At 45.1% G+C, this 24858-nt stretch carries 22 protein-coding genes; 15 read left to right on the forward strand and 7 right to left on the reverse strand.

Translation table 11 applies throughout. The features are described 5' to 3' along the window. Positions 1-6: 6 nt before the first annotated feature. Positions 7-1113, reverse strand: coding sequence for a ThiF family adenylyltransferase (locus ABDW16_RS08085; protein ID WP_343668936.1), 1107 nt, complete (start codon positions 1111-1113; stop codon positions 7-9). Positions 1114-1551: 438 nt separating this feature from the next. Here ABDW16_RS08085 and ABDW16_RS08090 point away from each other — a divergent pair, with 438 nt between their 5' ends. Further along, entirely contained in the window at positions 1552-2292 is a 741-nt protein-coding gene (locus ABDW16_RS08090) for a superoxide dismutase (RefSeq protein WP_343668937.1), read from the forward strand. 69 nt (positions 2293-2361) lie between these two features. Here the strand turns inward: ABDW16_RS08090 and ABDW16_RS08095 are convergent, their stop codons facing one another. From ABDW16_RS08095 to ABDW16_RS08105, 3 genes are all read right to left on the reverse strand, one after another. Further along, positions 2362-3987 (reverse strand): glycosyltransferase family 39 protein, encoded by a 1626-nt coding sequence (locus ABDW16_RS08095; RefSeq protein ID WP_343668939.1) that lies wholly within the window; start codon positions 3985-3987, stop codon positions 2362-2364. A 71-nt stretch (positions 3988-4058) separates the two neighbouring features. Further along, a complete protein-coding gene (locus ABDW16_RS08100) occupies positions 4059-4721 on the reverse strand; it encodes a phosphatase PAP2 family protein (protein ID WP_343668941.1) in 663 nt (220 codons plus the stop codon). A gap of 175 nt (positions 4722-4896) precedes the next feature. Next, a complete protein-coding gene (locus tag ABDW16_RS08105; protein WP_343668942.1) occupies positions 4897-6333 on the reverse strand; it encodes an LptF/LptG family permease in 1437 nt (478 codons plus the stop codon). Positions 6334-6504: 171 nt separating this feature from the next. Here ABDW16_RS08105 and ABDW16_RS08110 point away from each other — a divergent pair, with 171 nt between their 5' ends. Beyond that, complete coding sequence (locus tag ABDW16_RS08110; RefSeq protein WP_343668943.1) at positions 6505-7107, forward strand: hypothetical protein; 603 nt, start codon at positions 6505-6507, stop codon at positions 7105-7107. Between the two features lie 11 nt (positions 7108-7118). Here the strand turns inward: ABDW16_RS08110 and ABDW16_RS08115 are convergent, their stop codons facing one another. Next, complete coding sequence (locus ABDW16_RS08115; RefSeq protein ID WP_343668944.1) at positions 7119-7499, reverse strand: START-like domain-containing protein; 381 nt, start codon at positions 7497-7499, stop codon at positions 7119-7121. A gap of 369 nt (positions 7500-7868) precedes the next feature. Between ABDW16_RS08115 and ABDW16_RS08120 the strand changes: the two genes are divergently transcribed. The 11 genes from ABDW16_RS08120 (at position 7869) to ABDW16_RS08170 (ending at position 17531) form a co-directional block, all read left to right on the forward strand. Then, on the forward strand, positions 7869-8738 hold the full coding sequence (locus tag ABDW16_RS08120) for an RNA polymerase sigma factor RpoD/SigA (RefSeq protein WP_116857015.1): 870 nt from the start codon (positions 7869-7871) through the stop codon (positions 8736-8738). A gap of 381 nt (positions 8739-9119) precedes the next feature. Further along, the gene (gene ffh, locus ABDW16_RS08125; RefSeq protein WP_343668946.1) at positions 9120-10445 is read left to right on the forward strand and encodes a signal recognition particle protein; all 1326 of its coding nucleotides are present in this window, start codon (positions 9120-9122) and stop codon (positions 10443-10445) included. A 168-nt stretch (positions 10446-10613) separates the two neighbouring features. Then, positions 10614-11054 (forward strand): 30S ribosomal protein S16, encoded by a 441-nt coding sequence (gene rpsP / locus ABDW16_RS08130; protein ID WP_116857017.1) that lies wholly within the window; start codon positions 10614-10616, stop codon positions 11052-11054. A gap of 74 nt (positions 11055-11128) precedes the next feature. Beyond that, entirely contained in the window at positions 11129-11650 is a 522-nt protein-coding gene (gene rimM, locus ABDW16_RS08135) for a ribosome maturation factor RimM (RefSeq protein ID WP_343668947.1), read from the forward strand. 12 nt (positions 11651-11662) lie between these two features. Then, a complete protein-coding gene (gene trmD / locus ABDW16_RS08140; protein WP_343668949.1) occupies positions 11663-12343 on the forward strand; it encodes a tRNA (guanosine(37)-N1)-methyltransferase TrmD in 681 nt (226 codons plus the stop codon). 167 nt (positions 12344-12510) lie between these two features. Next, the gene (gene rplS / locus ABDW16_RS08145; RefSeq protein WP_116857020.1) at positions 12511-12861 is read left to right on the forward strand and encodes a 50S ribosomal protein L19; all 351 of its coding nucleotides are present in this window, start codon (positions 12511-12513) and stop codon (positions 12859-12861) included. A 243-nt stretch (positions 12862-13104) separates the two neighbouring features. Further along, positions 13105-13341, forward strand: coding sequence for a twin-arginine translocase TatA/TatE family subunit (gene tatA / locus ABDW16_RS08150; RefSeq protein WP_116857021.1), 237 nt, complete (start codon positions 13105-13107; stop codon positions 13339-13341). A gap of 193 nt (positions 13342-13534) precedes the next feature. Further along, a complete protein-coding gene (gene gatA / locus ABDW16_RS08155; protein WP_343668951.1) occupies positions 13535-14977 on the forward strand; it encodes an Asp-tRNA(Asn)/Glu-tRNA(Gln) amidotransferase subunit GatA in 1443 nt (480 codons plus the stop codon). Positions 14978-14990: 13 nt separating this feature from the next. Beyond that, positions 14991-16313, forward strand: a complete 1323-nt coding sequence (locus ABDW16_RS08160) for a transglycosylase SLT domain-containing protein (RefSeq protein ID WP_343668952.1) — start codon at positions 14991-14993, stop codon at positions 16311-16313. Between the two features lie 113 nt (positions 16314-16426). Then, positions 16427-16714 (forward strand): autorepressor SdpR family transcription factor, encoded by a 288-nt coding sequence (locus ABDW16_RS08165; RefSeq protein WP_343668954.1) that lies wholly within the window; start codon positions 16427-16429, stop codon positions 16712-16714. Continuing rightward, entirely contained in the window at positions 16701-17531 is an 831-nt protein-coding gene (locus ABDW16_RS08170; RefSeq protein WP_343668956.1) for an SdpI family protein, read from the forward strand. Before ABDW16_RS08165 ends, ABDW16_RS08170 begins: the two co-directional genes overlap by 14 nt. Positions 17532-17548: 17 nt before the next feature. Here ABDW16_RS08170 and ABDW16_RS08175 read toward each other — a convergent pair whose 3' ends face one another. Continuing rightward, a complete protein-coding gene (locus ABDW16_RS08175; RefSeq protein ID WP_343668957.1) occupies positions 17549-18982 on the reverse strand; it encodes a cation:proton antiporter in 1434 nt (477 codons plus the stop codon). Positions 18983-19200: 218 nt separating this feature from the next. Here ABDW16_RS08175 and ABDW16_RS08180 point away from each other — a divergent pair, with 218 nt between their 5' ends. Next, positions 19201-21609, forward strand: coding sequence for a phospholipase C, phosphocholine-specific (locus ABDW16_RS08180; protein WP_343668958.1), 2409 nt, complete (start codon positions 19201-19203; stop codon positions 21607-21609). A gap of 86 nt (positions 21610-21695) precedes the next feature. Here ABDW16_RS08180 and ABDW16_RS08185 read toward each other — a convergent pair whose 3' ends face one another. Further along, positions 21696-23948 (reverse strand): GH92 family glycosyl hydrolase, encoded by a 2253-nt coding sequence (locus ABDW16_RS08185; RefSeq protein ID WP_343668960.1) that lies wholly within the window; start codon positions 23946-23948, stop codon positions 21696-21698. Positions 23949-24097: 149 nt separating this feature from the next. Here ABDW16_RS08185 and ABDW16_RS08190 point away from each other — a divergent pair, with 149 nt between their 5' ends. Continuing rightward, positions 24098-24814 carry a 3-ketoacyl-ACP reductase gene (locus tag ABDW16_RS08190; RefSeq protein WP_343668962.1) on the forward strand — a complete coding sequence of 239 codons (717 nt, stop codon included), beginning with the start codon at positions 24098-24100 and terminating at the stop codon, positions 24812-24814. Positions 24815-24858 lie beyond the last annotated feature (44 nt).

Below are 24858 nucleotides of genomic sequence, written 5' to 3' on the forward strand. Positions count from 1 at the left end.
CTTGATTTAAACAAATATCTGCTCGAAGTCTACATAATACCTGCCGGAGCTCTTGTATTGATCCAGCAATATGCGCCTGCAGGTGTCAGTAACCGCAGCACCTCCCAATACGACGGAGGAGGCCAGCTGGGGCCAGGTGGTGATGGTTTTACCAATTTCGCTCAGGGAGTATTTCATTCTCGCAGACATATCATCCAGCGCAACCATGGGGCGGAAGATGGGTAATTTCTCTGCATCAGTCAACCCTTTCAGGCGTTCCAGGTCCAGATCGGCAGGGATAAAACCATGGAGCAGGGGCCTGTCGGGCTCAAGATCAAAACGCTCTACATCCACCATCCCTCTGTCATTGGTGTCCATTACTACCGGAATTTGCAGGGCTTTCGCCTTTACCCGGCTCAGAATTTTTATATCTATTCCATCGCATTCTTCTACCAGCACATCCAGGTTACCATCAGCAGTAAAGAAGTCATCCAGGTTCTGCGCTGTTGCACCATCCAGGTAACATTTTACTTTGATGAAAGGATCCAGTTCTGCGATTTCCCTGGCTGCGACCACAGCCTTGGATACCTGTATATTATGTATTCCCGTACGAATACGGTTCATGTTGGTTAGCTCTATCTTGTCAAAGTCTGCCAGTCTCAATTCTCCACATACCCTTTCCATGGCAATAGTGAGGGCGATGCTGCCACCTACCGAGAGGCCGATGATACCAATTTTCTTTGCACGCAGCTTCGCTATTTCTTCTTTCATGATCTTATGCTGGTTGCGGCTTGTGCGCAATGCAATAAAATCTTCTTCATCTACAATGTGAACGACCCTGTCAGCCCATGGATAATATACCCATACCCCGATTTCTTCCAGCACCCGATCTCCAACGTAAGCGGCTAAATGTTGCTCATATTCTTCAGGGGTCAGCCTCTTTGTAGGGTTGCTGATCTTAATGAGTTCTTTTAACTGTGACAGGAGATGATCATGAACGCGGATATGCGGGTTACTGCTCAATAAGCTGATGAGAGCTTTATACTCTTCGGCGTTTCCCAACCTGTAAAAGGATGGTGTATAGTTGTTTGTTTCTGGTTGTTGTTTTTTAATATGTTCTTCTAATTCTCTCATTTTGCCTGGCATAAAAAAATTTATGAACAACGAATGGTATAAATTGGAATACGATTGTATAATTTAAAAAAATAATATTGTATCAGCACCCGCCCCTAAGTGTAGAGATATGTATCGGCATAAGGTTGAAGCCTATAAGGCTAGTTAATTAGCGTACTACATATATTAGTTCGTCATCATGTAGTTTCGGGACAAATAATTTTTACGATCAAATAAAAAAATTTGTTAAAGTTTCACATGAAAGCTATGGTAAAATAACAATTAATTTCAAAAGATTGTGATTTATAGGCGTTATTTTAGGAATAAACCGTGAAATACGTAGTTGCCACAACGCAGTCATTAATTAAATTTTTTAATAATTGGTGTAGTATTTGTGGCATTCAGTAATGTCGTCGTAAATTGAATTCATTCTTCATCATAATTTTTAATACCTGGTATATGAATAAAAGAGAATTTATAAAGTTAGCCGGTCTGGCAAGCGTAGTTGCTGCTGTAGGTAATCCTACCGGTATGGTGAGTGCTGCTTCATTGAAAGGGAAAAACGAAACGAACGGAAATAGTCCAAAAGCTCCTTTTACTGTGCCTGCGTTGCCTTATGCTTTTGATGCACTGGAACCACACATCGACAAGACGACAATGGAAATCCACCATGACAAGCATCATGGCGCCTATGTGAAAAACCTGAACGACGCTGTAAAAGGTACTAAGTTCGAAAGCCTGACGCTGGACGAAATCCTGGCTACGGTAAAAGCGGATGATAAAGCAATACGCAATAATGGTGGTGGTCACTACAATCACTCACTGTTCTGGACATTGTTGTCACCGGCTAAAACAACTCCTTCCGACAACCTGAAAGCTGCTGTTACAGCCTCTTTCGGCTCATGGGAGAAATTCCAGGATGCATTCAATACTGCTGCAAAAACAGTATTCGGTTCTGGTTGGGCCTGGCTCATTGTTACACCTGGAAAGAAACTGCAGGTGATATCGACACCAAACCAGGATAATCCTTTAATGAAGGGTATCGTAAAGGAAACCGGCACACCCATCCTGGCGTTGGATGTATGGGAGCATGCTTATTATCTGAAGTATCATAACGTGCGTCCTGATTACATCGCTGCTTTCTGGAATGTGATTAACTGGAATGAAGTGGATAAGCTGTATGCTGCGGCAGTAAAATAGTTAATTGCTTTTTTTCGCCCACAAAATACAAAGGGTCTGCCGGAGGCAGACCCTTTGTATTTTGTTTATTTATTTTCGCTTAAAGAACACAAACCCATTTTTCTCTCCTATCACCTCCAAATTCGGATTCTTCCGCCACAGCTCACTATCCGTCACCCTGCAAATAAAATACGTCGGCTTATCCACCGCTCCTTTCAACAACCACTCCTGGTTATAATAATTCTTATTCGTCGCCGGCAATTTCTTCGTATAAAACAAATGTGCATAACTATGATAACTCAACACCTGCACATAATCATCCTTCCCCTGAAACGACTCAAAAAACTCAATCGCCGCGCGCTGTGAAAACGCTTCTATCTTCGGTGTAAAATGCACGACTGTAATCTGAATCGCACCTATTGTACTCACAAACAACGTCATCATGCCAGCCTTCACTTTCTTATTAAACAACAGCACTGCACTCACAATTACCAGTAACAAATATACCGCCCCATACGCACTCTCCCACAATGAAAACGGTACATCCGCCTGCAAATTTGCCTTCGCAAGCTTGTCTCCAATAGCTGATATGACCTGTTGCTTATACACCCCCACCACCGGCAGCAATGTAATGGCCGTACCTATCAGCATACCAATCAGCAGCATCAGCACAATATTCCATGCGCGCAATACCACTTTCCCTTCAGCAATTCTATATATCTGCCATGCCGCCAAAAAGCTCAATGGGAAATAACACAGCGAAGAGTAATGCACAATCTTCGTCTCCACGATAGAGAACAGGATCAGCACTACCCAAAACAATACCCACATCCATGTTCTGAAATCTTTTACGTCTGCCCCCTGTGCACCACTATAAATAGACCGGTCCTTTCCGCCACTGAAATAACTAAACAGGAAAATGCTCGCAGGAAAACATCCCACCAGCAATACAATCCAGTGATAGAAGAAGTTCCCTCCATGCCCGGCATCAGGCGTAGTGAGCAAACGGAGCTGGTAAGTCACAAACTCATTGATAAACCACCAGCCATGTGCCAGCAGTTCATATCCAAACCACAGGGCGGTTGTAACAAAGGCAAATACCGTAATCAACCCCAGCTGTGGCAGCTTAATTCCTGTCTTTCCTTTCTTCACAACCCAGTACACTATAAAGGTGAGCAGGCTCACCAGTATTGCTACCGGGCCCTTGGTGAGCACCGCCAGTCCCAGGCAGATGCCACCCAGGATAGCCGTTCTGTTCGGTTTTGCGGCATAAGGCACGCGAAACACGCAGTAGATGGCCAGGAATACGAAATAATTGAAAGTCGGGTCAATAATCCCTGACTTGAAAAAGAAATGTGGTAACCAGGAACCGGCATATGCCAGCGCCCACCATAACCCCATCTTTTCATCAGCCAGCTTTTTCCCGATACTGAAAAGCGTAACGAGGGTAGCAATGCCAATGATGGCATTAGGAAAACGGGCGGCAAATTCATTGACACCAAACAGGGCCATACTAATAGCCTGCATCCAGATAAATAACGGCGGCTTTTCCCAGAAAGGAGTAAAGTCGATCTGTACCTGAGAGTAGTTGTGTGTTACCAGCATCTCCCTTGCTGCTTCCGCAAAGTTGATCTCGTCCCAGTCAAACAGGTGCACATGCCCTAGAAAGGGAACGAACAGGATAGCAGCCACAATGGCGATAAGCAGGTATTTCATTCCGTTAATTTAGATTGATCTGTTAAGACTCCTTATTCTTCCTGATTAACAAATCAACAAAAATAACTAAATCAACTAAGACCAATCGCCGCTTCGGGAATAATTTCGGCAGGTGTATTCCCCTTTCTTTTATCGAATATCATGTAAAGCAGCATGCTACTGCATGTACCGATAATACTTCCTACGTACACATCGATAAAGAAGTGTTGTGCCAGGTAAATTCTGGACCAGGCAGCAACAAATGCCAGCATGATGAATACCAGTCCCATCATCTTATTGCGCGAAATCAGTGAAAGGAAGCAAAACATGGCAAAGGCAGTCGTGGTATGACCGGAAGGAAAGCTGCATCCCCCGTGAACGGTTACCCATTTTACGGTATGGACGATGGCAGGGTCTTCGAAGTATTTAATAGGCCTGGGAGCGTTAAAGAAGTGTTTGGCAGTTTGTACCAGGATAGTTACCAGCAGCAGAATACAGCCTGCATTGAGAAACAGCCGGAACTTGCGCATGACCAGGATTACCACCAGCATAAAGGCAAAGGTGATACCATCGCCGATGTAGGTGACACCGGACATGACAATGTCTGCCCAGGGAGCATGAAAGCTGTTGATAGCCAGAAATAACTCTTCATGCGTGAAGAAGAAGAGTTGTAGGATAGCTCCTGTTATAACCCATAACAGGAATGGTCCAAAGAACCATATGTTCTTGCCGAACAGTGTAACAAGCGTCTTCAATTTTCGTGAATTTTAACGTTGTAGGTATACCGGGCAGTTTACAGAATTTTAGTCCCTGCGATTAGGCATCACATAGCATCCCCATGACGCTTATGGGCATATAGTGATTCATACGCTCATCTTGTCAGCTGGTATTGGATACTGTGTAGTTCGCAGGCTAAAATCGTGTAACTACTCAGGTTGTAGGTTTAATAGTATATTGCTGAAAGAACTTTTTTATCCTGTTGAAAATCCTCACATAGAATTCTTTATTGAACAGGTTGGAGTCGTTCATGGCTTTCACGATCAGGAATATGGCGATAGGCATCAACACGATATTTGACAGCCACATGCCACTCCAGGTAGCCATTACGTCTTTACGGGCCATTTTCTCGCCCGTCATAAAGAATATATTGAAGATCACAAAGAATACAACGGCAAAGATGAGCGGGGTACCCAGGCCACCCTTACGGATGATAGAGCCCAGGGGTGCTCCGATCAGGAACATCACGATACAGGAAAAAGCCAGGGTAAATTTACGCTGCCATTCTACCTTATGCAGGATCAGGGTATTGTGCTTATCCTGGAATTCCTTGGCAGGACCTTCCAGGTTGCTCTGGCCATCACGAACGTTCTGTTCTGTTCTCTCAAATACATAACGGCGGGCATCTTCCGGCACCAGGTCCCTGAAGTTTTTCGTTTTGATAGGCGGGGCAGTGGCCAGCCAACCGGTATCTTTCCATTGTCCGAACGGATAGCGGCTGGTGATATATACATTCACGGTACGGGTAAACAGTTTTTCCTGGTCCCGCAGTGAATCGATGGCTTTATCCAGTTGTCGTACATTCAGCATCTGCTGGTTAGAGGCGAAGAGGCCCATATCCAGGCGGCTGAAGGCAAAAGAGCTCAGGTCAAATGCTTTTTTATACTGGCTGAAGCCCAGTCTGATCAGGTCACCTGGCTGGTTGAAGTTGCGGTTGCCGCGTTCTTCATAGCGCCAGCCGTTTTCCAGGATGAAGTATAAGAAGCGTTTGTCGTTAGACAGTACCATTTCGCCTTTTTTGGCCAGGATCAGTTTGTCGCCGCCACCTGGGCTGTGATCAATGATCATAACCTGGTGAATGGTTTTGTTATCCTTTTCCTTGTTGGCTACTTTGATGGTATAGTCAGGAATATCTGTATAGAACACACCGGCCTTGATATTGAAGGCGGGTTTGGAGTTTGTAATATCGTAGAGGAGTGATTTGGCACGGAGGTTGGCTACCGGCATCACGTAGTTGTTAAAGAGGAAAGCCAGTATGGCGATGATAGTACAGCAGACAAGCACAGGGCGCATGAAACGGAGCAGGGAGATACCGGACGATTTGATGGCAACGAGTTCGAAGCTTTCGCCCAGGTTACCGAAGGTCATGATAGACGACAGGAGTACCGCCAGCGGGAGTGCCAGCGATACCAGGTTAGCGCTGGTATAAGTGATTAGTTCAATAATCACAGGTGTATCAAGTCCCTTGCCCACCAGGTCATCAATGTATTTCCAGAGAAATTGCATGATGAGTACGAACAAGGTGACAAAGAAGGTAGCCACAAAGGGCCCCAGAAAGGTCTTAATAATTAACTTATCCAGTTTTTTCACTCCTGCTCTAACGTTAAGGTGCTGTATTTTAGTACTAAAAAGACCGCTGTCAGTATTACTGCAATTGCATTTAACTGTAGATGCGGGCCCTTAGAATTGGCAAATTTAACATGATTTCCGATAGTCCCGACTATCAGCGTTTAAAATAAGGTTAAATTTATCTTTGCACCTATGAACAAAGCAATCCTGACTGTTGAGGAACAGGCACTTGTAGCAAATCCTGGTTGGATTTATCTGAAAAATAACATTTTGCAGAAGGTGATGAGCCTGCTGGGCGACCTGCATGTGGCCTTACAGGCAGCACTTCCCTTACAGGAAATGTCTTTTCCTGGAGACGGGGCAGGTAAACTAAGCAAAGGAGAACGTTACAAAGATTTGCCTTACATCATGCTGGATTATCCACGTTACTTCAATCGTGAGGATATTTTCGCATTCCGGACCATGTTCTGGTGGGGACATTACTTTATCGCCACGTTGCATCTCGGTGGGGAGTTGAAACAGCGGTATTCGCAGACAATCATCGATGGCAGGCAGGCATTAGCTGCCGCTCAGTTTCAGATTTATGTAAGGGAAGACGATCCCTGGCATCACGATTTTGAGAATGGGAATTTCAGATCTATATCAGCTTTGCCGGCATCGGAATTTGAAATGCTTATACACCGGCTTCCATTTATTAAGATCGCAAAGCCCTGGCCGTTGGAGAACTGGGAGGGACTAATACCTGGCGTAGTGAACGATTATACACTACTACTACAGTTATTGCGCGGCTTGTGAAACGGTTGGTGTTAATTGCCAATACGATGGAACAGGTCTTTCACCTGGTAATCCCAGAGTTGGCTTTGGTCAGCTATTTCTTTTTTCTCTGCAAAATCCCTTACAACCAGGATTGTCTCGTTAGTTACTTCAGAAATGGCAATGCGAAATTCAAAGAATTCTTCTTTGGGCGCATGTTTCCAATGTAAACGAATAAATTCATCTTCTTCCTGTTCCAGCACTTCAGCTTCTTCAACAGATCCATTCCAGGAGAAGGAAAATACGTTGTCCCTGTAATCCACTTTATCCGCAAACCACTCCTGTAATCCTGCAGGTGTAGATAGGAATTCATATAAGATACTGGGTGAGCACCGTACGGGGTATTCCAACTCATATTGCACTTTCTTAGACATCGCTCAAAGTAATTAGTAAATCAATATCATCTGGCTGCAATTATAGAAAATTATTTATTCTGTCAAAATTATTTTGCGTTTTTTTTTAATAATTGCCCAAATCTTTTTACACTTTATAAATAACAATTCTATTATGAAAATTAACGATACATTAGCGTTTCGCAGCACTTCTTTCACAGCAATTTACTGTCAGATGAGCATTTCAGCCTTCTCAGATATATGTTGTGAATGGTGAAACGTTTTTGCTTAAAAATGATTCAACAAGTAACAATTTATTTTGGCTACTATCTAAAAAAACTTATTTTTGTCTGGCATTCATCAAAAAGGTAACGTTTTATTCACCTGTAACTGTTCCGAGTCTTTATGTCAATGCGCCAACTCAAAATCACTAAGTCCATCACAAACCGTGAGTCCCAATCACTGGAGAAATACTTACAGGAAATTGGGAAAGTAGACTTAATCACGCCGGAGGAAGAAGTGAACCTGGCTATCCGCATTAAGCAAGGAGATCAGAGAGCACTGGAAAAGCTTACAAAGGCTAACCTGCGCTTCGTGGTATCTGTTGCCAAGCAATATCAGAACCAGGGTTTATCCCTCAGTGATCTGATTAATGAGGGCAACCTCGGTCTTATCAAGGCTGCACAGCGTTTCGATGAAACACGTGGTTTTAAATTTATCTCTTATGCTGTATGGTGGATTCGTCAATCTATTCTGCAGGCATTGGCAGAACAAAGCCGCATCGTTCGTCTGCCGCTCAACAAAGTAGGCCTGAGCAATAAGATCAGCAAAGCATATTCCCAGCTCGAACAGGAATTTGAGAGAGAGCCATCGCCAGACGAACTGGCTACTATTCTCGAAATCAATACAGAAGAAGTAGAAGCTACATTAGGTGTCGCTGCACGTCACGTATCTATGGATGCACCTTTCATTGACGGAGAAGATAATTCTCTCCTGGATGTACTGGAAAATCCAAATGCAAGCAGCGCAGATGAAGAACTGGACCACCACGATTCACTGCGTCGCGAAATAGAACGTTCTTTATCTACACTCACAGATCGTCAGAAAGATGTTATCATGCTGTACTTCGGTATCGCGGTAGAACATCCGATGTCTCTGGAAGATATAGGGGAGAAGTTCGGCCTGACCCGCGAAAGGGTTCGCCAGATCAAGGATAAGGCGATCACCAAGCTGAGAACTACCAGCCGCAGCAAACTGCTCAGAAACTACCTGGGTAACTAAGATTTACTCTTTAGCATATTGAAAAAGGATAATACCGGTGGGTATTATCCTTTTTTTATTTCCTGCCGGACCCATAGTCCGGCTTCGGTGTTCCTATAGCGTTCTCAGGGAGATATTCCGTATATAAGCCGTACATATCCCGTATATAAACCGTACATAAGTCGTATCTATAAAGATACGGGATATGTACGGAATACCTCCGGGGTATCTACGGGTAATGTCTAAGATCATACCCTGTTTCTGTTGCCGGGGCCCCCTTATCCAAAAAGTCCCCTTTTGCTGAAGGCGAAAGGGGGATTTTTTGCTGTTCCATTTCGCTAACTTTTGATTATTTTTGCAACCCTTAAGCTATTTCCCGGCTTAATTAAAAACAGGTTTCTGATGTTTGAATCATTATCAGAGCGGCTCGACTCCGCCTTCAAGCAGTTGAAAGGTGAGGGCCGTATCAGTGAAATAAATATTGCCAGTACCGTAAAGGAAATCCGCCGTGCGCTGGTAGATGCGGATGTTAACTATAAAATAGCGAAAGACTTTACCGACAGGGTAAGGGAAAAAGCGCTGGGTGAAAAGGTAATTACTGCCATTTCTCCGGGTCAGCTCATGGTGAAAATCGTGAAAGACGAGCTGGCAGAACTGATGGGGGGCACCGAAGCTGAACTGGATATCAAAGCCAACCCTTCAGTGATCCTGATAGCAGGTTTGCAGGGTTCCGGTAAAACCACTTTCTCCGGTAAACTGGCCAACTTCCTCAAAACTAAAAAAGGTAAAAAGCCCCTGCTGGTGGCTGCTGACATTTACCGCCCTGCGGCGATCGATCAGCTGAAAGTACTGGGTGAGCAGATTGGTGTGGAAGTTTACAGCGAACCTGAAAACAAGGACGCTGTGAAAATCGCCCAGAATGCGATCGCACAGGCTAAGCAGAATGGCAATACAGTCGTGATCATCGATACCGCCGGTCGTCTGGCAGTCGATGAAGCTATGATGACCGAGGTGGCCAATGTAAAGGCCGCTGTAAAACCAAACGAAATCCTCTTCGTCGTGGACTCCATGACAGGTCAGGATGCCGTAAATACTGCCAAAGCCTTCAATGAGCGCCTGGACTTCAGTGGGGTAGTACTCACAAAACTGGATGGTGATACCCGTGGTGGTGCTGCGTTAACTATCAAATACACAGTTGAAAAGCCCATCAAGTTCGTGAGCATGGGCGAAAAACTGGATACCCTCGATGTGTTCTACCCTGAGCGTATGGCACAGCGTATTCTGGGTATGGGTGATATCACCACCCTGGTAGAACGTGCACAGGCACAGTTCAACGAAGAGCAGGCTAAAAAGCTGGAAAAGAAGATCCGTCAGAACCAGTTTGATTTTGATGATTTCCGTGAACAGCTGAACCAGATCAAGAAAATGGGTAACCTGAAAGACCTGATGGGCATGATCCCAGGTATCGGTAAGGCTATCAAGGATATTGACATCAGCGACGACGCCTTCAAAGGTATAGAAGCCATCATTGGCTCTATGACCCCGGCAGAACGTAGCAATCCAGACCTGATTGATGGCAGCCGCCGCCGCCGTATTGCGAAAGGCGCCGGAAAAGACATCCAGGATGTGAACCAGTTTATGAAACAATTTGAACAAATGCGCCAGATGATGAAACAAATGAATAAATTTGGTGCGGGAGGTAGAGGTCTGAGAGCAATGGGCAGATAAAAAAGCCAGCTTTCAGTACCAAACCAGATAAACTGGAAATGAAACTTTTTGCAGCAAATGGAATTTTTAACAGAAAATATTTTGAACTAATTCTTTTTAAGATTACTTTTGCTGCCCCAATTGAATAATATTTTTTAACAACTCGCAAAAAAATAATTCGAATTATTTATGCCAGTCAAGATCAGATTACAACGTCATGGCGCTAAGAAGAGACCTTTTTATTTTATCGTAGTTGCCGATGCTCGCGCGCCAAGAGATGGTAAATTCATCCAGAAGATCGGTACTTACAATCCACTGACAGTTCCTGCTTCTATCAACATTGATACTGAAAAGGCACTGCGTTGGTTACAGAAAGGTGCTCAGCCAACTGATACCGTTAGAAGAATCCTGTCTTTCAAAGGTGTTCTGTACCTGAAACACCTGCTGAGAGGTGTGAAGCTGGGTCTGTTCGACGAGCCTACCGCTTTCCAGAAATTCGAACAATGGCAGGCTGAACACGAGCAGAAAGTTGCTGCACGTCGCGATAGCCACAAGAAAGCCAGAATCGCTACACCAGTTGTGAGAAGAGTAGAAGATGCTTCTGCTCCACAGGAAGGTGGCGAAGCTTAATTCAGCTTTCAAATAAAATACTGAAAGGGAAATACTCAAGGGTATTTCCCTTTTTACTTATTAGTCGTCAGATAATGAATAACTACTTTAGCATAGGGAAGCTGGTATCTGTATTTGGATTACAGGGGGAGTTTGTGCTGAAGCACAGCCTGGGAAAACGGACTTCCCTGCAAGGGGTGGAAGCCATCTTCCTGGAAGAGCGGAAAAACAGCTTTATACCTTATTTTGTGCAGAAAGCCAGTGTGAAGGATCATGAGCATACCTTTGTAAAGCTGGAAGGCATTGATACCAAGGAAGCTGCCCGTAAGCTGGTACAAACACCTGTTTACCTGGGTGAGGCAGACTTCAAGGCACAGGCGTCGTCGTCAGCACCGTTGGCCATGCTGGGCTTTACTGTGCATGACAAAGAGCTGGGTGAACTGGGGGTGATAGAAGAAGTGATCGAAATGCCCATGCAGGTATTGCTGAAGATTATGTATAAGGAGAAGGAGGTGTTGCTGCCGTTGAATGAGCAATCGCTGGTGAAGGTGGATAAGAAAGGGCAGATTGTGCATGTAGACCTGCCCGAAGGATTGATGGATATTTACCTGGATTAGAATTATTAACACATGAGGATCGATATTATTACCGTACAGCCAGGGTTGCTGGAAAGCCCTTTTTCGCACTCGATATTAAAGCGGGCGCAGACGAAAGGCTTGCTGGAAATACATACCCATAACCTCCGGGATTATTCTACCCAGAAGCAAAAACAGGTAGATGATTATCAGTTCGGGGGCGGGGCAGGTATGGTGATGATGCTGGAGCCGGTCGTAAGGGCCATTGAGACCCTGCAGGAGAAGATTACCTACGATGAGGTGATCTACCTGACACCGGATGGAGAAACCCTGAACCAGGGGATTGCCAACCAGCTGTCCCTGAAGGGTAATCTACTCATGCTGTGTGGCCATTATAAAGGTATTGATGAGCGGATTCGTCAGCATTTCGTGACAAAGGAGATTTCTATAGGCGATTATGTACTCTCCGGCGGCGAGTTGGCGGCAGCGGTACTGGTAGATGCGATAGGTCGGCTGATTCCGGGGGTGCTGAATGATGAGCAATCAGCCTTGCTGGATTCATTCCAGGATAACCTGCTGGCGCCACCGGTATATACCCGTCCCGAGGAGTTCAGGGGCTGGAAGGTGCCGGAGGTGTTGATGAGTGGGGATCATAAGAAGATTGATAACTGGCGGCACGAGATGGCGTTGGAAAGGACGAAGGAACGCAGGCCGGATTTGCTGGATAAGCATTGAGAGTGGTCATCCCCACAGGGGCCACCAACTTCATCCATTAAAAAACTTAAGCCAAATTTGAACTCATTTTCAATCAATTAAAAAATTATTCCTTAATAAATTGCACTGTTATTTGGAAGTTGTAGATTTCTCACCTACCTTTGCAGTCCGATAAATAAATTTGAAAGATGAACGCGATTTCTTTTGTTCACGAGCAACTGACAGGTAATACAAAAAACTACCCTAAGTTTAAAGCCGGTGACAATGTCACTGTAAACTATAAAATTGTTGAAGGTAACAAGGAAAGAATCCAGTCCTTCAAAGGTGATGTAATCAAAATCCAGGGTACTGGTTTTACCGCATCATTCACAGTAAGAAAGATCTCTGACGGAGTTGGTGTAGAAAGGGTTTTCCCGCTGTACTCTCCAAACATTGATGGTATCGTACTGAACAAAGTTGGTAAAGTAAGAAGAGCAAGACTGTTCTACCTGCGTGAACGTGCTGGTAAAGCTGCTCGTATTAAAGAAAAAAGGGTTTAGTATAAATACAGGGAAATTAGTGATAACGGGGACCGTTCCGGTTCCCGTTTTTTTTGTCACCTCCCGATACCACCCATCTCTACAACTCACCTGATCTGACTCCTGCAGGGAAATAGCCCCTTGATGACCCCGTTTGCCCTCTCTTAAAATAAAATTAAAAGTTTCTCTGATCTTCGGGCAGTACAATTGAATCCCGGATTTTATTACCTATCTTTGTTAGCTTAACATTTTAAAACAGAGAAAATGACTGCCGTTATTGTAAAATCACCACTGTTATTGTTCCAGGATCTGGGTATGAGCGAACTGCTGTTGATCGCCCTGGTTGTATTACTGTTATTTGGCGGTAAGAAAATTCCTGAACTGATGCGCGGACTGGGTAAGGGTATCCGTGAGTTCAATGATGCCAAAAACAATGTACGTAAGGAGATCGAAGAGGGAATGAAGGAAACACCTTCTACTACAGATCAGAAAGGAGCTTAATTCCTTCCCTGAGCTTCTATTGACTAAGAGAATTCAAACGAAAAGGAGAAGTCGTGTGCCTATGATAGTCATAGACTAGCATTTCCACGTCATAAAACCTGAAGTATGCCACAACCTGGACACAACACTTTTGTGTCCGGCTTACGAGTTTGACCTGATATTTTATTTTTTCAAGCAATTAACTGGTTTGGCTTTGTCTGAATTCAGCAGTATATCGGCTTTTCATGAAGCATTATACGCCGGCAGCATAACCTGTACGGGAGCGGTACAATATTACCTGGACCGTATAGCAAAGACAAAACATCTGAATGCATTCCTGGAGGTTTGGGAAGAGGAAGCCCTTCAAAAAGCAGCTGAGCTGGATGCCCGTTTACAAAAAGGGGAAAAGCTGGGAGCGCTGGGGGGCGTTGTGATCGGGATAAAGGATGTGATCTGCTACAAGGGGCATAAAGTAAGTGCGGCATCGAAGATGCTGGAAGGGTTTACGTCTATGTATTCTGCCACCGCGATCGAAAGATTGCTGGCGGCAGATGCCATTCTGATAGGTAATCTCAATTGTGATGAGTTTGCAATGGGGTCTACCAATGAGAATTCGGCGTATGGACCGGTACTCAATGCATTGGATACCAGTCGTGTACCTGGTGGTTCATCAGGTGGGTCGGCGGTAGCGGTGCAGGCTGGTTTGTGCATGGTGAGCCTGGGTAGCGATACCGGCGGCTCTGTACGTCAGCCGGCAGATTTTTGTGGTATTGTTGGTTTAAAACCAACTTATGGCAGGATTTCCCGCTACGGACTGATCGCTTATGCATCCTCTTTTGACCAGATCGGTATCTTTGGCAGGAATGTTGCGGATGTGGCAGGTGTACTCCAACAAATAGCAGGACCTGACGCTTACGATAGTACAGCATCTTCAGAAGAAGTTCCTGATTATCAGACAAGGGAACACAATAAATCCCGGAAAATTGCGTATTTAAAGGACGCGTTGTTTCACCCGGGACTGGACCCCGAAATGAAGGATGAGTACCAAAGCTTTTTTGAAGAACTGGAAGCCGCAGGGAATTCAGTATCAGCGGTGGATTTCGCCTATCTTGACTATATAGTTCCAGCATATTATGTGTTGACTACAGCAGAGGCTTCTTCCAATCTTTCCCGTTACGATGGGGTAAAATATGGACATAGGACACCGCTACAAAATTTAGATTTAACAGATTTTTATAAGAAAAGCAGGTCGGAAGGTTTCGGCATAGAAGTAAAACGACGTATATTACTGGGCACTTTCGTGCTAAGCGCAGGATATTACGACGCTTACTTTACGAAAGCACAGCAAGTGAGGAGACTGGTGGTCAATAAATTATCAGAAATCCTGTCAACTTATGATGCGATTTTGATGCCAACTGTGCCATCGACAGCTTTTAAAATAGGGGAGAAAACAGATGACCCTATTGCCATGTACCTGGCAGATATCTACACGGTACTGGCAAACCTGGCCGGAGTTCCGGCAATTTCCGTACCTTTGCAACGGCATTCAAACGGGATGCCTTATGGTGTACAGATCATCACAAAGCAATTTAGCGAAGCGAGCCTGTTAGATATTGCAGATGAAATTATGCAATCAAAGCAGGTCACTCCTGTTTAAAATAAATATGTGTATGAGGAAAATCTTTTTACTACTGCTGTTACCAACCTTGGGTGCATGGCATTTTGAAGCGATTGGTGGCAACGGCGTACCTAAGAAGGTGGTTACTCCCATAGGAGGCCCAGATACTACGGTATTGAACCACAAAGTTCGGTTACCCAAGGACACAGTTGTTGTACCTTCAGTAACTTCTCAGGCCGTGCGTCAGAACGCACAGAGCCTGCCGTCCAGCATCAGCAATCCAAAGGTCTATGAACAGATCAACAACAACATTGTAGCTGGATACATCAATAACTTTGCCAGCAGGTATAGCCAACACCTGCAGGTAATGATCTCCCGGGGTCAGCCTTATTTCGTAATGGTAGAGAAAATCTTCAGAGAGCATGGTATCCCTGAGGAAATGAAATACCTGGCGGTTATTGAGTCTAGTTTTAATACCAACGCCCGTTCCCGCGTGGGAGCTGTAGGCGCCTGGCAGTTTATGTCGGGTACTGCACGCATCTTCGGTCTGAGCGTAGGTAAGAAAGTAGATGAACGTAAAGACTTCTACAAATCCACTGTAGCAGCGGCTAAGTTCCTCAATGAACTGTACAACCAGTTCGGCGACTGGTTACTGGTAGTAGCGGCTTACAACTGCGGTCCTGGTGGCGTACAGCGCGCTATGGCAGCAAGTGGACGCAGCGATTTCTGGGGCATGCAGTATTTCCTGCCTGCTGAATCCAGGAACCATGTGTACAAATTCATCGCGACCGGTTACATCCTCGATAGGTTCAATACCTTCTTCGGTGTGGGGAACGATAACAACAGCGACAATCCTGGCATAAGCACGATCAATGTTCCGGCTGCTGCGGTAAACTACCCTTCTACTGAACTGACAGAAGAAGAAATGTATAATACTGTAGAGTTCAACATCTCCGGCAAATACCGCCTCGATGCGATCGCAAAGAAACTGAATATCGAACAGGCACAGCTGGAACACCTGAACCCAGATTTCGCAAGAATGATGTCAGGACCAGATAATAGCTATGATCTGCGTATTCCGAAAGATAAAATGAAACAGTTCCAGGCTGAAAAAGAAGAGATACTGAAAGAATCTCTGGCCCTGATGCTGGATGATAAGGCGACAGGTGTAGATAAATCTAAGTTTCCACCTCCGGCTAAGTTAGCGCCGGCACCAGAAGCAAAGGCGAAGGTGAAAGCAACATCGGCTTCAAAAGCAAAGGCTCCGGTTGCTAAGAAGAAAGCAGCAACTACAGCAAAAAAGAAAGCTCCGGCAAAGAAAGCAACAACTACTAAAAAGCCGGTAGCCGCAAAGAAGAAGACAACGCACAAGTAATCAAGTAATAAAACATTGAAAAAAGCCGCTCACACCGAGCGGCTTTTTTTATGCCACAAATTTAATTTGATTATTAACCCTATTATTTAGATATTTGTCTAAATATATAACCCATGAACACCGTCTTCAAAGCGCTCAACGACAAAACCCGTCGCGACATTCTGGAACTCCTCAAAGACGGAGACAAAACGGCTGGCGAGATCGCGGACCACTTCCAATTTTCAAAACCCACCATCTCTCATCACCTGGATCTCCTCAAACAAGCTGAACTCCTGACCAGTGAAAAAAAGGGACAATACATCTATTACTCCCTTAACACCACTGTTGTGGATGAGTTATTAAAATGGGTTTTACAATTCACTCCGTCATTCCATAAAACACCTGCTTATGAAAACAAATAACTGGCTGAAAGAGCTGCCATTTGTATTCCTTATTGCCATCCCCTGGATTGTATTGCCCTACCGGGCAGACCGACTCCCGGCCCAGGTGCCCGCTCATTACTCCGTTACCAACAACGGTTGGGTAGTGGACAGCTACATGAGCCCCATTGCTTTTGTCATCATGTTTACAATTGTAATTGGATTCGTCTACCTGGTCATGACATTGCCTACGATAGTTGCCAAATCTGCCTGGCTCTATTATTTCAAACTCGCTATCATTATATTTTTCGATATCATCCTCATTTGTACGCTTACAGGTGTAGACCTGGGTACAGATACGGCTTCAAACCTGGTTATGGTTTTACTATGTACCATTGTCAACGGGTTTGTTTACTGGATGTTCAGTGTGCAAAAGAAGTCGGGGAAACAACCAATATCCACAAAATATTACAATATCATCTGGGTAGGCACACACTTTATCAGCTCACTTCCGCTTATTTTAGTTGTATTTGCAGCGCAGCACTGGGTGGGGGAGCGTACTATTCCCCAGGCTGTCTTCCTGTTCCTTGCTATCATGTCGAACCTCACCAACAGTGTCAAACCAAATTATTTCATAGGCATCCGCACACCCTGGACATTGTCTGATGAGGAAATATGGAGAAAGACACATCAGGCCTGTTCCAAATGGTTTTTTGCAGGTGGGCTCACAGGTTTCGTATTGAGTATTGTGGTCCCAATATCCTGGGTGCACAGGTTATTACTGATTATACCACTTTCCTGTACAGCCTACGCTATGATCTATTCGTATTATCTCTATAAAAAAAGAGCTTCTGTATAACAGAAGCTCTTTTTTATTTAAGCATTACTTACCTGCAACTTATTTGCCGAAATCTTTTTGACCAGGTCCAGCAGCGGCCCGGTCATAAAGGTCGTGGTCAGCGCCATCAACACCAGCATAGCAAACACTTCAGGAGACAGGATACCCAGGTCATACCCGATATTCAATACCACCAGCTCCATCAGCCCTCTTGTATTCATCAGGGCGCCAATGGCCAGCGACTCGGCCCATGGTTGCCCCATCAGTTTTGCCGTGAGTGCACTACCACCTAGTTTACCACCTACAGCCACCAGCATGATCAGTCCAAACGCTGCCCACAGGTGACCCTGACCCAGCAAACCAATCTGCGTTCGTAAACCAGTAAATGCAAAGAAAATAGGTAATAATAAAAGCACACTTACATCCTCCAGTTTATCTGTCAGCAATTTCTGTACGGAAGCTTCCGCAGGAATAATTACACCTGCGAGAAACGCACCAAACAAGGCATGTATACCAATGGTTTCTGCTATAAATGCAGAAAACAACATCACGAAAAATGCAACTGCTACAGTTGCTTTTTCTTTTCCGGCAGCCATGAGCTGTGGAATTTTCCTGGCCAGGAAAGGCTTGATTATATACAGCATTACACCGAGGAAAGCCAGGGCCATGACCAGGGTAATCAATGCGCTCCAGATAGAACCCGCTTTTACCACTGTAATCACTACCGCCAGTATGCACCATGCAGTCACATCATCAGCTGCTGCACAGGTAATAGCCAATATACCCAGCGGTGTACCCGTTAGCTTGCGCTCCTGTACAATGCGTGCCAGTACCGGAAATGCCGTAATACTCATGGCAATACCCATAAACAGGGCAAACGACAGGAAGCTCACATTCGGTACAGAAAATTGTGTATACAGGTTATAAGCCAGCAATACACCCAGGAAGAAGGGCAGTACGATGCTGGCATGACTGATCATCACTGCATCGTGCGCCTTATTTTTCACCTTGGCTACATCCAGTTCCATACCTACTACAAACATGAAGAAGGCAAGACCAATCTGGCTAAGGAACTGCAGGTTCTTAAAGCTATCAGGAGGAAACAGGAATTCTTTTCCTTCCGGCCACAACATACCGAAGAGAGAAGGGCCGAGACATACACCTGCAATAATTTCACCTACTACCGAAGGTTGGCCGATGCGATTGGCCAGCCATCCAAATATCCTTGCTACGAATACGATGATAAGTACCTGGAATAATAATAAGGAAAGAGGCTGTTGCATATTATGCAATAAGGTGGCCCCAATGCCAGCGCCTGTAGCAGCACCGTGAGCGGCAGGGGCCGTAGCGTTGTTGACAAGGCCGGCTGTACCAGTCTTCAGGGGTAGATGGTTGCCCTGCCGGATCACCAGCCAGGTAAGACTACCAAATACGCCAATGATGGCTGGGTATAACAGCAGTTTCTTTCGCATAGTCACAATTTTTATTAGTCAAACAACAAGTCTATCGTCTGAAAGATAATGATAATCTTTAATTGCTACCGCATTGTACTTTCAGCGAAAAGCCTTTAAACCCCATTGCTGTAAATGAAAGCAAGACTATAATCAAACAGGCGTGCAGTATTAAAAAAGTATGAATCTTTTCAATTCCGCTTAGTAGATTGTAACTTCTACAATAACTTGTCTGGAATATGGATAACAGGAGAGACTTTCTAAAAAAAGCTGCATTATTATCCGGCGGTGCCGGATTGGCGGGTGTATTGCCCATTGCCATTCAAAGAGCATTGGCCATTGACCCCGCTCCCGGCACTACATACCTGGATGCTGAGCACATCGTGATCCTCATGCAGGAAAACAGGTCGTTTGATCACTGCTATGGTACACTGCGGGGTGTACGCGGTTTCAATGATCCACGTGCTATTCAGTTGCCCAATCAAAACCTGGTATGGCTGCAATCGAACAAAGAAGGCGAAACCTATGCACCTTTCCGGTTGGATCTGAAAGATTCCAAAGCCACCTGGATGAGTTCATTGCCACATAGCTGGGAGAACCAGGTAGATGCACGTAATGGAGGTAAGTATGATAAATGGCTCGATGTAAAACGCTCCGGCAATAAGGAATATGCACACCTGCCGATGACGATGGGGTATTACACACGTGAGGATATTCCATTCTACTATGCACTGGCAGATGCTTTCACGATCTGTGACCAGAACTTTTGTTCCTCCCTCACGGGCACTACACCGAATCGTTTGTACTTTTGGAGTGGTACACTCCGCAACCAGGAAGGGATTCCCGCCGTACGTAATAACGAGTGTGATTATCCTGAACCAGGTAGCTGGACCACTTATCCTGAAAGACTGGAAGATGCCGGTATTTCATGGAAGGTGTACCAGAATGAACTGAGTGTAGGGGTAGGGTTTGATGGAGAAGAAGATGCATGGCTGGCGAACTTTACAGACAATCCACTGGAATTCTTTACACAATATAAACCGCAGTTATCCGAAGCGCATTTGCAGCATGTACAAAGACAAATAGCCCATCTGCAAAAAGAACTGGAAGATAAAACACTACCGCATGATGAGAGAGCGGATCGTGAAGAGAAACTGGCAGAATGGAGAAAACACCATGAGCAGTATAATGCAGAAAAGTATGCCGCGCTGTCTCAGCGTGAGAAGAACCTACATGATAAAGCTTTTGTAACGAATAAGAAAGATCCTGATTACCACAAGCTCACCCCACTGCATTATCATGATGGCAATGAGGAGAGAGTGGTGAATGTACCTAAAGGAGATGTATTATACCAGTTCCGTGAAGATGTGAAAACAGGACAGTTGCCGACCGTATCCTGGTTGGTAGCACCTGAGGCATTTTCTGATCATCCGGGCTCACCCTGGTATGGTGCATGGTATATTTCAGAAGTAATGGATATACTTACACAGAACCCGGAAGTGTGGAAGAAAACTGTTTTCATCTTGGCATATGATGAAAATGATGGAGATTTTGATCACGTACCACCATTTGTGCCACCACATGGAGCGGGCCATGGTAAAGCATCTAAAGGGATTGATCTGGCGGCGGAATATGTGACAAGAGCGCAGGAGATGAAAAAGAAAGGGATGGAGGCTGATGATGTACGGGAGAGTGTGATTGGGTTAGGGTATCGTGTACCCCTGGTAATTGCATCGCCATGGAGCAGGGGCGGGGTGGTGAATTCACAGGTGTTTGATCATACGTCTACTTTACAGTTCTTAGAAAAATTCCTGGAGCATAAGACCGGTAAGAAGGTGATAGAAACGAATATCAGTACATGGAGGCGTACCGTGTGTGGAGATCTGAGTTCTGTATTCCAGCCATTTACAGGAGATAAGCCGACGGAGTTGAAGCCGATAGTACGCGATGAATATATCCAGACGATTCATGCTGCTAAATTCAAAGGAATTCCTGCAGGGTTTAAGTTATTGACAAAAGCAGAGATAGCAGCGATCAATGCTGATCCTGCCAATGCTCCTTATATGGCGAAACAGGAAAAGGGGACGAAGTTGTCTTCTCCATTGCCGTATGATTTGCATGTAGAAGGGGCGTTGAGTAAGGACAGGAAGCATTTTAAAATCAGTTTTGGTAGCGGCAAAGGTGTAGGCGTGCCATTTAGTGTATATGCACCGGCAAATGCACAGACGTGGGCGTATACAGTAGCTGCCGGAGATACCTTGCAGGATGAGTGGCCATTAGAAAACGGGCAGTATCATTTGAGGGTGTATGGTCCGAATGGTTTCTTCAGGGAGTTCAAAGGGAATAGCCATGCTCCACAGGTGGAATGTGTATGTAAGTATGAGTCAAATGCGAGGATCGCTTTTCATTTGAATAATCCGGATGCTAAGAGTCACAACATCACAATCAGAGATAATGGGTATAAGAGAGGTGAGCAGAAACATACATTGGGGGCAAAATCGCATAAGCAGGTAATGTATTCCTTGTCAGATCATGGTGGCTGGTATGATTTCAGTGTGATTATTGATGGTTGTGAAAAGAGGTATGCTGGGAGGGTGGAAACGGGAGGGATGAGTATTACTGACCCTGTAATGGGTAGAACAATCTAAACTTAATGGGGGATTGCTCCGCAAGCCCCCATTAAGTTTAGGCCGTCAAAAATTTTCGTCATCCGGAGGATGACGAAAATTTTTGATTATTTAGTAAGAGAGAAAGGTCTGTCTGTTATTGCCACCCCTCTTGATCGCTCTGGCTGATCAGACATTTCCAAATGTAAAACACCTCCATTTGTTATATCTGTATGTGATAACCAATCTCTCGTCAACACTTTCCCATTCAGCGTAGCTGACCTGATATACACATTCTTCGCACTATTATTATTTGCCTCAATTACAAACTGTTTCCCATTCTCCAACGTAATCGTCGTCTTATTAAATACCGGACTCCCCATTACATATTGATCCGTTCCCGGACACACACTATAAAAACCTAATGCGCTCAACACATACCAGGAAGAAGTCTGCCCCTGATCCTCATCTCCCGGATACCCATTCTCCGTCGCATTGTACAACTTATCCATCACCGCTCTTGCCCAATACTGCGCCTTCCATGGTTGCCCCGCATAGTTATACAAATACACCATATGCTGTATCGGCTGATTACCATGTGCATACTGCCCCATATTTGCCATCACCATCTCCGTCATCTCATGTATCGGTCCACCATAAGTGCCCACTTTATAAGTATTAGGAGAAGCAAACACTGCATCGAGCTTATGCACAAAATTGCTATCTCCGCCCATCAGATGAATCAACCCCTGTATATCATGAAACACTGACCATTGCCAATGCCATGCATTCCCTTCCGTAAACGGACCTCCCCATTCAATCGGATCAAAACCCGGTTTAAAACTACCATCCGCCTGTCTTCCCCGCATAAACCCGGTCACACTATCATACACATTTTTATAGTTGTACATCTGCCTGCCGAACACACCTTCATGAAAAGTATTGCCAGTTGCTTTTGCCAATGTATACCCACAGAAATCATCATACGCATATTCCAGTGTTTTGGCAGTCGCTTCTCTCACTCCCGGATAGGGCACATAGCCTAAAGTATAATACTCCTTCCAGCCATCACGGCCATTTGCCGGCCCCCATGGACCTTTGTTAGTCGCTTCGTGCAGGTAAGCATTCAATGCTTTTTGCGGATCGAAAGTATGCAGCCCTTTTGCCCATGCATCTGCCAGCAAAGAGATGGCATGGTTCCCGATCATACTGCCACCTTCACCTGGAAAGGACCAGGAAGGTAACCAGCCACATTGATCATATGCATCCAGCAGGGCTGCTACATAACGGCCATGCATAGTGGGATGCAGGAGTGCATTGAGGGGAAACTGGGCACGGAAGGTATCCCAGAAACCAGTATCTGTATACAGGTAGCCTGCATGGATCTTATCGTCATAAGGACTATAGTAATAAGGCAATCCATTCTTATCATATTCAAAAAACTGGCGGGAAAATAAACTCGCCCTGAAGAAGCAGGAATAGAAAGTCGCTTTTTGTGCAGGCGTACCACCTTCTACTTTTACGGTACCGAGATAGTCATTCCATACTTTCCACGCAGCAGCCTTCGTTTGGTCAAAAGAAGCAAAGCTGTCTAATTCCCTTTGCAGGTTGAGTGCTGCCTGATCCTGGCTGATATAGCTGCTGGCAGCTTTCACCTGTACGATGGCACCTTTTTTAAATTTGACATAGGCATTTTTACCACTGAGCGTATCGGCAGTGATGGTACCTGTCTTGCCATCCCACACACCATACGCAGTGAATGGCTGATCGAACTGCAGCACAAAATAGCTGCGCAACTCCCTGGATAACTGGTGGCCGTTATTAATATACCCAATGATTTTTCTTTCGGCAGGGATGATCTTTACATCACTGATACGGGTATATCCATCCAGCACCAGCCAGGCATCGCCGGTGCGGGGAAATGTAAACCGCAGGTGTGCGCCTCTTTCTGTAGGTGCAATTTCTGTAGTGATGTGGTTATCGAGTGTAACCTTGTAATAGTTCGGTTTTGCCACCTCATTTTTGTGACTGAATCGGGCAGCACGCTGAAACTGGTTCACAGCCAGTTTGCCGGTGACGGGCATCAGGGAGTAAACACAATAGTCATTTGACCATGAGCTACATTGGTGGGCTTGTTGAAAGCCGCGGATGCTGTCTTTTTCGTACTGGTATTTCCAGCCGTCGCCATTCGTGCCTGTTTGTGGTGTCCAGGTATGCATCCCGAAGGGAAGGGCAGTGGTTGGATAGGTGTTACCTCTTGTAAGGGTGAAACTGGAATTAGTACCCTGGAGGGTATTGACGTACCTGACCAGGTCGGTAGTGTCAGCAAATAGGGACTGGCAGTATAATATACTGCACAGCATGAGACCTTTTCTAAGCATGATCGTGGATATTTTAGCAGGCATGAAAGTAAATAAAAAAATTTCATGGTTCAATGCTTTCGGTTAGCAAACGAATTTTCGCGGGTGGATGGCCTGCGGCCGGCTATGAGGGAAAGACTATATTTGTGATAATAAAAATCAGCTAGAGTATGGAATCATTAAAAGGTAAAAATGCGTTGATCACAGGCGCAGGTAAGGGGATAGGAAAGGCAGTGGCTCAACAGCTTGCAGCAGAAGGTGCGAACCTCGCACTGATTGCACGTACAGAAAAAGATTTACAGGCGGTAGCTGCTGAACTGGCAGGTACCGGTGTAAAGATTGTATATGCTACGGCAGATGTAGCAAACAGGCAGGCAGTAGAAACTGCTATTGCTAAACTAACTGCAGAACTGGGAACGATCGATATCCTGATCAACAACGCTGGTGTAGGTAAGTTTGGTAAATTCCTGGAGCTGTCACCAGAAGAATGGGAAAATATTGTGAAGGTAAACCTGTTTGGTGCTTACTATACGGTACGTGCAGTATTGCCCGGTATGCTGGCACGCCAGACGGGAGATATCGTAAATATCTCTTCTACTGCCGGCAGGAATGGTGCAGCAGTAACCAGTGCTTACAGTGCGTCTAAGTTTGGATTGATTGGTATGTCTGAGTCACTGATGCAGGAAGTACGTAAGTCTAATATTCGTGTGACTACGCTGACACCCAGCACGATTGCGACTGATATGGCGATTGATCTGAAACTGACAGATGGTAATCCTGAGAAGGTGATGCAGGCGGAGGATTTTGCAGAATTGATTGTGAGTCAGCTGAAGCTGAACAGGAGAGTGTTTGTAAAAGAAGCGGGTATCTGGTCTACAAATCCGTGATATAAAGATATGCTATTGGGGCAGCCGCAGCCTGCAGCTGCCCA

This window comes from Chitinophaga sp. (assembly GCF_039596135.1).
Lineage (GTDB): Bacteria > Bacteroidota > Bacteroidia > Chitinophagales > Chitinophagaceae > Chitinophaga.

Excerpts from the sequence above, each read along its gene's own strand:
- tatA (WP_116857021.1), top strand. The coding sequence starts at position 13,105 with ATGACTGCCGTTATTGTAAAATCACCACTGTTATTGTTCCAGGATCTG.
- ABDW16_RS08085 (WP_343668936.1), bottom strand. The coding sequence starts at position 1,113 with ATGAGAGAATTAGAAGAACATATTAAAAAACAACAACCAGAAACAAAC.
- ABDW16_RS08190 (WP_343668962.1), top strand. The coding sequence starts at position 24,098 with ATGGAATCATTAAAAGGTAAAAATGCGTTGATCACAGGCGCAGGTAAG.
- trmD (WP_343668949.1), top strand. The coding sequence starts at position 11,663 with ATGAGGATCGATATTATTACCGTACAGCCAGGGTTGCTGGAAAGCCCT.
- ABDW16_RS08120 (WP_116857015.1), top strand. The coding sequence starts at position 7,869 with ATGCGCCAACTCAAAATCACTAAGTCCATCACAAACCGTGAGTCCCAA.
- ABDW16_RS08110 (WP_343668943.1), top strand. The coding sequence starts at position 6,505 with ATGAACAAAGCAATCCTGACTGTTGAGGAACAGGCACTTGTAGCAAAT.
- ABDW16_RS08095 (WP_343668939.1), bottom strand. The coding sequence starts at position 3,987 with ATGAAATACCTGCTTATCGCCATTGTGGCTGCTATCCTGTTCGTTCCC.
- rimM (WP_343668947.1), top strand. The coding sequence starts at position 11,129 with ATGAATAACTACTTTAGCATAGGGAAGCTGGTATCTGTATTTGGATTA.
- ABDW16_RS08185 (WP_343668960.1), bottom strand. The coding sequence starts at position 23,948 with ATGCTTAGAAAAGGTCTCATGCTGTGCAGTATATTATACTGCCAGTCC.
- ABDW16_RS08170 (WP_343668956.1), top strand. The coding sequence starts at position 16,701 with ATGAAAACAAATAACTGGCTGAAAGAGCTGCCATTTGTATTCCTTATT.
- ABDW16_RS08160 (WP_343668952.1), top strand. The coding sequence starts at position 14,991 with ATGAGGAAAATCTTTTTACTACTGCTGTTACCAACCTTGGGTGCATGG.
- ABDW16_RS08175 (WP_343668957.1), bottom strand. The coding sequence starts at position 18,982 with ATGCGAAAGAAACTGCTGTTATACCCAGCCATCATTGGCGTATTTGGT.
- ABDW16_RS08165 (WP_343668954.1), top strand. The coding sequence starts at position 16,427 with ATGAACACCGTCTTCAAAGCGCTCAACGACAAAACCCGTCGCGACATT.
- ABDW16_RS08090 (WP_343668937.1), top strand. The coding sequence starts at position 1,552 with ATGAATAAAAGAGAATTTATAAAGTTAGCCGGTCTGGCAAGCGTAGTT.
- ffh (WP_343668946.1), top strand. The coding sequence starts at position 9,120 with ATGTTTGAATCATTATCAGAGCGGCTCGACTCCGCCTTCAAGCAGTTG.
- ABDW16_RS08180 (WP_343668958.1), top strand. The coding sequence starts at position 19,201 with ATGGATAACAGGAGAGACTTTCTAAAAAAAGCTGCATTATTATCCGGC.
- rpsP (WP_116857017.1), top strand. The coding sequence starts at position 10,614 with ATGCCAGTCAAGATCAGATTACAACGTCATGGCGCTAAGAAGAGACCT.
- rplS (WP_116857020.1), top strand. The coding sequence starts at position 12,511 with ATGAACGCGATTTCTTTTGTTCACGAGCAACTGACAGGTAATACAAAA.
- ABDW16_RS08115 (WP_343668944.1), bottom strand. The coding sequence starts at position 7,499 with ATGTCTAAGAAAGTGCAATATGAGTTGGAATACCCCGTACGGTGCTCA.